Below are 9235 nucleotides of genomic sequence, written 5' to 3'. Positions count from 1 at the left end.
CGCACGCGGCCCGGGGCCCTCGGTCGGGCGGACGGCACGCGCGCAGCATCCCGGTCGCGATGCTGCTGGGCGCCACGCTCGTCGCCCTGGCCGACGTCATCGGCCGCACGGTCATCGCCCCGGCGCAGATGCCGGCCGGCCTCATGGTCGCGATCGTGGGCGCGCCGTACTTCGTCTACCTGCTCTGGCGCTCGAAGATCTGATGGGTGCACGAAGGGCCCCGGCGAACCGCTCGCCGGGGCCCCTCGTACGTCCTGCGGGCTACAGCCGCCAGCAGGACGACGGCGCCGGCTTGCCGGCCAGCCGTGCCTCGAGGAAGCCGTAGACCTCCGTCGCGTTGTTGAGGATCCCGCCCACGTGCAGCGGGCTCGCGTTGGTGCTCAGCCGCACGTTCGCCCCGCGGTCGCACCAGTCGACGGCCAGCTGGCGTCCGGTGCGGTAGGGGATGACGTCGTCGAGCACGCTGTGCGTCAGCAGCACCGGCGCGCTCGGCCGGATGCGGCCGATGCGCTGGTCGTCGATCATCGTGCGGAACGGCTCGCGGGCGATGAGGTCGCCCAGGCTCGAGCCGTCCACGGTGAAGTCCTTCGACCGCTTGAACGAGGCGTTGAACAGGTCGAAGACGCAGTCGTCGGAGGCGTCGGCCAGGAACTGCTTGCCGCGCTCGTTGAGGTACGGCTGCAGGTCGATGTCGTAGCTGTCGGTCAGGCCGGTCACGGCGAACCACAGGAACTCGGCGTACAGCGTGCCGTCGAGCACGCCGGGCAGCACGCTCAGGTCGGCCGGCACGGCGCCGGCGACGGTGCCCTTGACCTGCAGCTCGGGGGCGTAGGAGCCGGCGAGCTCGGCCGCCGACGCCGCGGCGCCGGCCGCCCTGGGACGTGAGCCGTAGATGCCGACCGGGCTGGAGGCGGCTCAGGCCGGTCCAGTCCTGGCGCTGGGCAGCGCGGACGGCGTCCAGCACGGCCTGCCCCTGCGAGACCCGGTCCATGTAGGTGTGGGCGCCGGCGGTGCCGAGTCCCTCGTAGTCGGTGACCGCGAGGGCGTAGCCGCGCTTGAGCAGCCCGGCCATGAACAGGCCCTCGTACTCGACGCCCTCGGTGAACAGGCGCGACGGGGCGCACGTGTCGCCCACGCCCTGGGTGCCGACCGCGTAGCCGATCACCGGCCGCGTGCCCGGCCCCTTCCAGGCGGCCTTCGGCACGATGACCGAGCCGGAGACGGCGTGACGCTCGCCGGTGCGGTCGCGCGACGTGTAGAGCATCCGCTTCGACGTGTAGGCCACGTCGCTGACGCCGGCCGGGTCGAGCAGGTAGCGGATCGGCTCGGTGCGGATGACGGTGCCGTCGCCCGATGGCAGCGTGGCCGGCGCCTCGTAGAACGGCAGCACGTCGTCGTCGCCGGCGGCCTGGGCGGCCGGCGCGAGCGTGGCGATCATCGCCGCGGCGACGGCGACGACGCCGGAGCGCAGCAGTGGTCGTCTGGTCATGGTGTCCCTCTTCCCCCGAGTTCCTACCGACAGGTAACAGGAGGACTGTCGCAGGTGACCGGGGTCACACGCCGGGGCGTCCCGGGGAACGGGACGTCCGTCGGACGGCCGGGTGGAAAGGGTTGGCCGTCCGACGGGCGAAGCGTCGGTGGGCGCGGCCGGGCAGGCCGCGCGCGTCGCGCCAGGACGTCCCATCGGCACGGGGGCCCGCCGCTGAAGCGGTTGTGCGGCACATCTTTCGGTGACCGCCGACACCGCCGTCTCAGCGCGTCGGGCCGGCCCCCGCGGCGCGCCCCGACGACGCCCTCGACGGCGTCCCACAGCCAGACGCCCAGCGCGACGACGACCACGACGGCGTGGGCCGTGCCGGGGGAGAACCCGTCCCACTCCGCTCGGATCGCGTCCACGGCGCGGGGGGCGAGCAGCTGCTCGGTCCAGCCGAGGTACACGAACCGGGCCCGCGAAGAGGCGCCCAGGACGACGTTGGCGATCGCCAGGTCACGGGTCCAGCCGCCGGTCAGGTACTTCACCACCTCGAAGCCGGCCTCGACGACCAGCAGCACGAGGACCAGCGGGAGCCAGAAGCTCCACAGGTCCGGGTCGAGCACCGGCACGTCGTCGCCGTCCAGCGAGAGCGGCGGGCGGACCTGCTGCCAGACCAGGAGGGCTGCGAAGAGGGCCAGGAAGGTCAGCGTGGCGACCAGGTCGGTGAGCGACCCTCGGCGACGCCGTGCGGCCGGCAGCTGCTCCGGGCTCCAGTCGACGTCCAGGCTCTCGCGGACGCCGCTGCCGCCACCGCCCCGCTCGACCAGCACGAACACCAGGGTCGTCCAGAAGGCGATGTGCACGACCAGGGTGAGCGCCATCCACACGGCGCTGCCGAGGACGTCGCCCGGCGACTCGCCGGTGGCGACCTGGACGATCGCGAACGCGAGCGTGGAGACCGGGACGGCGACGAGCAGGATCCCGCGCAGGGTGCGCTCCCACGCCGGGTAGACCTCCGGGCCCAGCAGCTGCAGGCGGCGTCCGGTGTACTCGGCGGCGAGGGCCGTCGGCTCGCCCAGCTCGACGAGCGCCTCGTGCTCGGCGAGCGCAGGGTCCAGGCCGGGACGCTCCTCCAGCAGGGACTCGACCCGATCGGCGATGCTCGCGCGCAGCTCGTCGGCGACGTCGGCGCGCTGCTCCTCGGGCAGCCGCGACGTGACGGCGTGGACGTAGCGCTCGGCCAGGGACGTGGTGGTCGGGGTCATCGCTCTCACCTCAGGCTCTCGATCGACGTGTGCAGGGTCCGCCACTCGGCGAGCAGCGCGTCCAGCAGTGCGCGTCCCTCGTCGCTGACCTCGTAGAACTTGCGGGGACGCGACTCCTCGGTGTTCCACTCGCTCGTCAGCAGCCCCTGCTTCTCCAGGCGTCGCAGGAGCGGGTAGAGGGTGTTGCCCTCGACCACGAAGCCGGCCCGCGCGAGCGTCTCGAGCAGGGCGTAGCCGTAGGTCGGACGCGTGAGCGTGGCCAGGGCGGCCATCACCACGGTGCCGCGGCGCAGCTCCTGCAGGTGTCCGGCGAGGACGTCGTCATCCATGGACGGCACGATAATGTGTGTCACACACCATTGTCCAGCACGCACCGTCTGCCGCTCCGTCGCGGCTCCCTAGACTGCGGCGCATGAGCGACGTGGTGGTGGTGACGGGCGGGACCCGAGGGATCGGCGCCGAGGTGGTGCGCCGGCTGCACGCCGACGGGCACGCGGTGCTGGCCGTGCACGGGTCGCCGGACCCCGGCGAGCTCGAGCTGCCGGTCGACGGTCCGCCGGTCGCCCTGCTGCAGGCCGACGTGGCCGACCCCGCGTCGGCGCTCGCGATCCTGGAGGCCGCGGACGAGCTCGGGCCGGTCAGGGGACTGGTCAACAACGCCGGCGTCACCGGCCCGCTCGGCCCGGTCGAGGACCTCACCGACGAGGTGCTGGACCGCGTGCTCGCGGTGAACCTTGCCGCACCGGTCCGGCTCTGCCGCGAGGCGGTGCGCCGCTGGTCGACCGAGGGCGGGGAGGGCCGGGCCATCGTCAACGTCACGTCCATCGCCGCCGTGACCGGCTCGCCCGGCGAGTACGTCGCCTACGCGGCCTCGAAGGGAGGCCTGGAGTCGTTCACCGTCGGACTCGGCCGGGAGGTGGCCACCCGCGGCATCCGGGTCAACGCGGTGTCGCCGGGCACGATCGAGACCGGCATCCACGCCCGGGCCGGGGAGCCCGACCGTCCCGCGCGGGTCGCGCAGCGCATCCCCGATGCGCCGGCCGGCCGGGCGGACGAGGTCGCGGCGGCGGTGCAGTGGCTGCTCTCGGACGAGGCGTCCTACGTCACCGGCACCGTGCTGCGCGTCGGCGGCGGGCTGTAGCCGGGGCCGCCGTCGCGCGGCCGCATGACGGGTCCCCGGACGCAGCCGCTCCCCGGACCCGTGGGGGAAGACGGGACCGGGGAGCGGCCGGTTCGGGGGAGGTGGTGCTCAGGCCGTGGCGGCGGCGCCGAAGACCTCGACGATCGCGGCGTCGAACGCCTCGAGGTCGTCGGGGTTGCGCGAGGTGACGAGGTCGAAGCCGTTGGCGTGGCAGACCTGCACCTGCTCGTCGACCCAGGTGCCGCCGGCGTTCTGGACGTCCACGCGCAGCGACGGGTACGAGGTGAGGGTCTTGCCCTTCAGGACGTCGGTCTGCACGAGCGCCCACGGGCCGTGGCAGATGGCCGCGACCGGCTTGCCGGCCTCGGTGAATGCCTTGACGAACGCCATGGCGTCCTCGTCGAGGCGCAGGGTGTCGGCGTTGATGGTGCCGCCGGGCAGGATCAGCGCGTCGTAGTCGCCGGCCGACGCGTCCTTGACCGCCTTGTCGACGGGGAACGTGTCGGTCGGGTCGGTGTCGCCGGTGACCGTCTTCACCTCGCCGGTCTCCGAGGCCAGGAGGTCGAGCTCCCAGCCCTGGTCGAGGACGGTCTGGCGCGGGTCGGCCAGCTCGGCGTGCTCCACGCCGCTGTTCGAGGTCAGGATCGCGATCTTCATGACCGGGACGTACCCCGTCGGCGCCGGCTCAAGCACTCAGCCCAGCACCGAGTCCATCTGCTCCAGCGCCTGCCGCGTGCCCTCGACGGCGCCCATCTCCACGACCTGCTCCAGCGCCTCGCGGGTGTCGTAGCGCGTGACCCAGCGCAGCTCGGTGCCGCCGTCGCGGGCGCTGAGCCGGACGTCGGAGCGTCCGACCGGCATGTCCTCGACCGGCTCGAACGAGTCGTCGGCGAAGCCGTCGGTGAAGGCCAGGTGGTCGGGCACCTCGACCTCGTCGACGTGCCACCAGCCGGGCAGCTTCTCGCCCTCGGGGCTGGTCATGAAGTAGCGGACGCGGCTGCCGGGGGTGAGGTCGTGGTCGCGGACGGTGGCCGGGTAGCCGGGCGGTCCCCACCACCTCTCCAGCCGTCGCGGGTCGGACCACAGCTGCCAGACGCGCTCGACCGGCGCGTCGAGGCGGACCACTGCGGTGAGGGTGTGCTGCTCGAGGTCGGGCTCGACGCTGACGACGGCCATGGGGGTCTCCGTTCGTGGCGGTGGAGGTCAGCGTCCCCCTGGCGGGCGGCGTGGCGCAAGACCCTCAGCGGTACGCGGGCGAGCGAGGGGCCGGGGCGTCGGACGTGTCGAGCAGCGGCAGGACCCGCGGGGCGATGAGGGTCGAGAGCACCATGACGCTGGTCGAGCGGACGACCGCGCCGGTGCGGGCCAGGCGCAGCAGGACGTCCTGGAGCTCGTCGTTGGAGCGGGCCGCGAGCTTGCACAGCACGTCCGCCGTGCCGGTGGTGGCGTGCGCCTCGAGCACCTGCGGCACCTCGGCCAGCTCGGCGGCGACCTGCTCGAGGGCGCCCTGGGCGATCTCGAGCGTGACGAACGCCTGCACGCCGAAGCCGGCGGCGGCCGGCTCGACCGTCGGGGACCAGTCGCGCAGCACCCCCGTCGTCGGCGAGCCGGCGCAGCCGTGACTGGACGGTCGCCCGGGCGACGCCGGTGCTGCGCGAGAGCTCCAGGTCGCCGGCGCGCGGGTGCTCCTCCAGGGCGTGCAGCAGTGCCAGGTCCAGCGCGTCGAGGTGGTGGCTCATGGGCGTCAGGCTAGGCAGGTTGCCAGGTCAGACCGCAGGTCGTGGCGCCGATCCGGTGGATCTGACCAGGTCGCGGTGGGCAGGTTGCCACTCGACCTCCGGACGTCCTTGCATCGGACCACCCGACCGGAAGGACCGTGCCATGACCCTGCAGGACACCCTGACCGACGCCGAGCGGCTCGCCGAGCTCGACCTCGCGACCCTCCAGCAGCTCGTGGGCCTCGTCGAGCACGACGACGCCGCCGACCCGTTCCCGGTGACCGGCTGGGACGCGGTCGTCTGGTCCGTCGGCAACGCGACGCAGAGCGCCCACTTCTTCCAGTCCGCGTTCGGGATGGACCTGGTCGCGTACTCCGGCCCCGAGACAGGCAACCGCGACCACGTCGCCTACGTGCTGACCAGCGGCGTGGTGCGCTTCGTGGTCAAGGGCGGCGTCGACCCGGCCAGCGGCGTCATCGCCCACCACGCCCGCCACGGTGACGGCGTCAGCGACATCGCGCTCGAGGTGCCGGACGTCGACCGCTGCGTCGCGCACGCGCGCTCGGTCGGGGCGACCGTGGTCGAGGAGCCGCACGACGTCAGCGACGAGCACGGCACTGTCCGCGTCGCCGCCATCGCCGCGTACGGCGACACCCGGCACACGCTCGTCGACCGCAGCCGCTACAGCGGCCCGTACCTGCCCGGCTACGTCGCGCGGACGTCCACCTTCCGCAAGCGCGAGGGGGCGCCGCGGCGCATCTTCCAGGCGCTCGACCACGTCGTCGGCAACGTCGAGCTCGGCCGCATGGAGGAGTGGGTCGACTTCTACCGCCGGGTCATGGGCTTCACGAACATGGCCGAGTTCATCGGCGACGACATCGCCACCGACTACTCCGCGCTCATGAGCAAGGTCGTGGCCAACGGCAACCACCGGGTCAAGTTCCCGCTCAACGAGCCGGCGATCGCCAAGAAGAAGTCGCAGATCGACGAGTTCCTGGAGTTCTACGACGGTCCCGGCGCCCAGCACCTCGCGCTGGCGACGAACGACATCCTGGCCGCCGTGGACGCGCTGCGGGCCGAGGGCGTCGTCTTCCTCACGACCCCGGACTCGTACTACGAGGACCCCGAGCTGCGCGCCCGGATCGGCGAGGTGCGCGTGCCGATCGAGGAGCTGCAGAAGCGCGGCATCCTGGTCGACCGCGACGAGGACGGCTACCTGCTGCAGATCTTCACCAAGCCGCTCGGCGACCGGCCGACGGTGTTCTTCGAGCTCATCGAGCGGCACGGCTCGCTGGGCTTCGGCAAGGGCAACTTCAAGGCCCTGTTCGAGGCGATCGAGCGCGAGCAGGAGCGCCGCGGCAACCTGTGACGTCCCTCGACGGGCTCGGGGAGCGAGCCGCTCCTCGAGCCGGTCGGCAGGAGCCGCGGCTCAGGCGCCGGGGACGACCCGGGCCAGGGTCTCGGGGTCGCGGGCGACGACGGTCGTGCCGTCGTCGGCGGTGATGATCGGCCGCTGGATCAGCCTCGGGTTCGCCACCAGGTGCTCGACCCACTCGTCTCGGTGCTCGGCGTCGCGGGGCAGCGCCTTCAGCTCGAGCTCCTTGGCGACGGCCTCGTTCATGCGCGTGACGTCCCACGGCTCGAGCCTCAGGCGTCCGAGCACGTCGCGCAGCTCGGCGGCGGTCGGCGGGTCGTCCAGGTAGCGGCGCTCGGTGTACGCGACGCCGGCCTCGTCGAGCGCGGCCTTGGCGGTGCGGCACTTGGCGCAGGCGGGGTTCATCCAGATCTCCACGTCCCAGGTCTAGCAGAGCGCGGGCGCCTCGCGGCCGACCGGTAGAGTCGGGGCGTTCTGCGACGCCCGCTCGCGGTGTCGGTCCCCGTCCCGAAAGGCCCACGATGCGCCGAGTCGCGCCCGTCGCCCTGCTCCTCGCCGTCTCGTTCCTGATGTCCGGCTGCTTCCGGCTCGACGTGGACGCCCGCGTCGGCCGCGACCAGACCGTCCAGGGCACGATCACCGCGGCGATCGAGCGCGACCAGCTCGACGAGGCCGGCATCCAGGTCGACGAGGACGACCCGGCGGCCGTCCTGGGCCAGGTGTTCAACCTGCAGGCGTTCGACGCGCTCGAGGACAGCGACGAGGTCGACGTGGACGTCGAGGAGTTCGTCGACGACGACACCGTCGGCCTCGAGATGACCTTCGACGACCTGTCGATGCGCGAGTTCGTGCAGCTCGTCGTCGGCTCGGAGAACGCCGACGGCACGAGCACCGCCGAGCGCTACGTCTTCGAGCGCGACGGCGACGTCTACCGCTTCGAGGTGGGCGCCGACGAGCAGGAGGCCGCGTACGCCCAGCAGGTCGGCGAGCAGCTGGACTTCCGCCTCGCGCTGACCTTCCCCGGCGACATCGTCGAGACCGACGGCACGGTCGAGAACCGCACGGTGTCGTGGACGAGCTACGAGGACGTCGCGAACGGCGTCTCGGTCACGTCCGTCGTGCCCACCGGCGCGTCCGACACCGAGCGGCTCTGGACCGGCGCCGGCCTGGCGATCGTCCTCGTGGTCGCCGCCGGCTGCGCCTTCGTCTGGCGCCGTCCGCGCGCTGACGTCGCCGCGGGCCGTCAGGCCGAGGCGAGCGACAGCTTCACCGCGAAGCCGATGAACGCGGCGCCGACGACCGACGTCCCGCCGGCGGCCAGTGCCTTGCGGTCGCGGAAGACCTGCGCGAGCCGGACGCCGCCGAAGATGAGCGCCGACAGGTAGACGAAGCTCGCCGCCTGCACGATGAGGCCGAGCTCGAGGAACGCCAGCGCCGGGTAGGCGCAGTCGGGGTCGACGAACTGCACGAAGAAGGCGACGAAGAACAGGATCGCCTTCGGGTTGAGCAGGCTGACGACGAGCGCCTTGCGGAACGGACGCTCCTGCGGCGCCTCCATCGGGGCCTCGGCGATGACGTCCTGGCGGGTCTGCTCCGATGAGCGGCGCAGCATGCCCGGCACCGACCGCAGCATGCCCAGGGCCAGCCACGCGAGGTAGGCCGCGCCGGCGTACTTGACGATCGCGAACAGCAGCGGGCTGCTGGTGAGCGCGCCGGCCGCGCCGATGGCCGACAGCGTCATGAGCACCGCGTCCCCGACGAACACGCCGCACGCCGCCGCGTAGCCCGCGCGCACGCCGCGGCGCGCCGCGACCGAGATGACGTAGAGCGAGTTCGGTCCGGGCAGCAGGACGATGAGGATCGCGCCGACCACGAAGGTCGACAGGTCGGTGATGCCAGGCACGAGCGGAAGTGTGTCACCGCGGTGGTGGGCCGGGCCAGACCCGATCGGTGAGGTTCGGAGTGGGGCGGTGAGTAATCCACCATCGGCCCCGCAGGGCGGTGCGACATCCACCAGCGGAGGCACCCGGGTGGTGGATGACTCACCGCCCGCGAGGCGGGAAGGATCCTTCGACAGCTCAGACCGCGGGGGCGTCCTTGCTGCGGCTGACCGTCTCGATGCGCAGGTTCAGGTCGCTCAGCTCGTCCAGGACGTCGGTGGCCGCCCACACCTGGTCGCGCGGACGCCGCGAGGTCGGCGCGACGACGCCGGCCTCGTGCAGCCGGCGCAGCGCCTGCTGGGCGGTGCCGAGCGCCACGTCC

11 protein-coding genes and 4 pseudogenes are annotated in these 9235 nt (G+C 72.8%); 4 read left to right on the top strand and 11 right to left on the bottom strand.

Annotated elements, in window-relative coordinates; all coding sequences use genetic code 11:
- The coding region (locus AC2W7G_RS04645) for an iron chelate uptake ABC transporter family permease subunit (protein ID WP_485867407.1) at positions 1-203 on the top strand (203 nt) is incomplete at its 5' end.
- Positions 204-261: 58 nt separating this feature from the next.
- Here AC2W7G_RS04645 and AC2W7G_RS04640 read toward each other — a convergent pair.
- From AC2W7G_RS04640 to AC2W7G_RS04625, 4 genes and pseudogenes are all read right to left on the bottom strand, one after another.
- Positions 262-894 (bottom strand): lipase family protein, encoded by a 633-nt coding sequence (locus AC2W7G_RS04640; protein WP_485867408.1) that lies wholly within the window; start codon positions 892-894, stop codon positions 262-264.
- Positions 895-928: 34 nt separating this feature from the next.
- Positions 929-1264 (bottom strand): annotated as a pseudogene (locus AC2W7G_RS04635) (lipase family protein); the annotation flags it as partial.
- A 248-nt stretch (positions 1265-1512) separates the two neighbouring features.
- Positions 1513-2739: a permease prefix domain 1-containing protein gene (locus AC2W7G_RS04630; protein WP_485867406.1), complete on the bottom strand. Its 1227-nt coding sequence runs from the start codon at positions 2737-2739 to the stop codon at positions 1513-1515.
- 5 nt (positions 2740-2744) lie between these two features.
- Positions 2745-3068, bottom strand: coding sequence for a PadR family transcriptional regulator (locus AC2W7G_RS04625; RefSeq protein ID WP_485867405.1), 324 nt, complete (start codon positions 3066-3068; stop codon positions 2745-2747).
- An 83-nt stretch (positions 3069-3151) separates the two neighbouring features.
- Between AC2W7G_RS04625 and AC2W7G_RS04620 the strand changes: the two genes are divergently transcribed.
- On the top strand, positions 3152-3880 hold the full coding sequence (locus AC2W7G_RS04620; RefSeq protein WP_485867404.1) for an SDR family NAD(P)-dependent oxidoreductase: 729 nt from the start codon (positions 3152-3154) through the stop codon (positions 3878-3880).
- Between the two features lie 108 nt (positions 3881-3988).
- Here AC2W7G_RS04620 and AC2W7G_RS04615 read toward each other — a convergent pair whose 3' ends face one another.
- From AC2W7G_RS04615 to AC2W7G_RS04600, 4 genes and pseudogenes are all read right to left on the bottom strand, one after another.
- On the bottom strand, positions 3989-4537 hold the full coding sequence (locus tag AC2W7G_RS04615) for a type 1 glutamine amidotransferase domain-containing protein (RefSeq protein WP_485867403.1): 549 nt from the start codon (positions 4535-4537) through the stop codon (positions 3989-3991).
- 36 nt (positions 4538-4573) lie between these two features.
- Complete coding sequence (locus tag AC2W7G_RS04610; protein WP_485867402.1) at positions 4574-5056, bottom strand: SRPBCC family protein; 483 nt, start codon at positions 5054-5056, stop codon at positions 4574-4576.
- A 64-nt stretch (positions 5057-5120) separates the two neighbouring features.
- Positions 5121-5471, bottom strand: a complete 351-nt coding sequence (locus AC2W7G_RS04605; RefSeq protein WP_485867401.1) for an Lrp/AsnC family transcriptional regulator — start codon at positions 5469-5471, stop codon at positions 5121-5123.
- 61 nt (positions 5472-5532) lie between these two features.
- Positions 5533-5619, bottom strand: a pseudogene (locus tag AC2W7G_RS04600) (hypothetical protein); the annotation flags it as partial.
- A 142-nt stretch (positions 5620-5761) separates the two neighbouring features.
- On the opposite strand from AC2W7G_RS04600, the gene hppD reads away from it, so the two are divergent.
- Positions 5762-6967 (top strand): 4-hydroxyphenylpyruvate dioxygenase, encoded by a 1206-nt coding sequence (gene hppD / locus AC2W7G_RS04595; protein ID WP_485867400.1) that lies wholly within the window; start codon positions 5762-5764, stop codon positions 6965-6967.
- 60 nt (positions 6968-7027) lie between these two features.
- On the opposite strand, the gene AC2W7G_RS04590 is transcribed toward hppD, so the two are convergent.
- Entirely contained in the window at positions 7028-7390 is a 363-nt protein-coding gene (locus AC2W7G_RS04590; protein ID WP_485867399.1) for an ArsC/Spx/MgsR family protein, read from the bottom strand.
- A 104-nt stretch (positions 7391-7494) separates the two neighbouring features.
- Here AC2W7G_RS04590 and AC2W7G_RS04585 point away from each other — a divergent pair.
- Positions 7495-8073 (top strand): annotated as a pseudogene (locus tag AC2W7G_RS04585) (LppM family (lipo)protein); the annotation flags it as partial.
- Positions 8074-8216: 143 nt separating this feature from the next.
- Here the strand turns inward: AC2W7G_RS04585 and leuE are convergent.
- Both leuE and AC2W7G_RS04575 read right to left on the bottom strand, forming a co-directional pair.
- Positions 8217-8876: a leucine efflux protein LeuE gene (leuE, locus tag AC2W7G_RS04580; RefSeq protein ID WP_485867398.1), complete on the bottom strand. Its 660-nt coding sequence runs from the start codon at positions 8874-8876 to the stop codon at positions 8217-8219.
- A gap of 175 nt (positions 8877-9051) precedes the next feature.
- Positions 9052-9235, bottom strand: a pseudogene (locus AC2W7G_RS04575) (Fic family protein); the annotation flags it as partial.

This window comes from Aeromicrobium sp. PFPM2_SD2, from assembly GCF_057364525.1.
The sequence above is the reverse complement of the archived record's forward strand: the minus strand, read 5'-3'. Positions and strand labels throughout refer to the sequence as shown.

Excerpts from the sequence above, each read along its gene's own strand:
- AC2W7G_RS04630 (WP_485867406.1), bottom strand. The coding sequence starts at position 2,739 with ATGACCCCGACCACCACGTCCCTGGCCGAGCGCTACGTCCACGCCGTC.
- AC2W7G_RS04625 (WP_485867405.1), bottom strand. The coding sequence starts at position 3,068 with ATGGATGACGACGTCCTCGCCGGACACCTGCAGGAGCTGCGCCGCGGC.
- AC2W7G_RS04620 (WP_485867404.1), top strand. The coding sequence starts at position 3,152 with ATGAGCGACGTGGTGGTGGTGACGGGCGGGACCCGAGGGATCGGCGCC.
- AC2W7G_RS04615 (WP_485867403.1), bottom strand. The coding sequence starts at position 4,537 with ATGAAGATCGCGATCCTGACCTCGAACAGCGGCGTGGAGCACGCCGAG.
- AC2W7G_RS04610 (WP_485867402.1), bottom strand. The coding sequence starts at position 5,056 with ATGGCCGTCGTCAGCGTCGAGCCCGACCTCGAGCAGCACACCCTCACC.
- hppD (WP_485867400.1), top strand. The coding sequence starts at position 5,762 with ATGACCCTGCAGGACACCCTGACCGACGCCGAGCGGCTCGCCGAGCTC.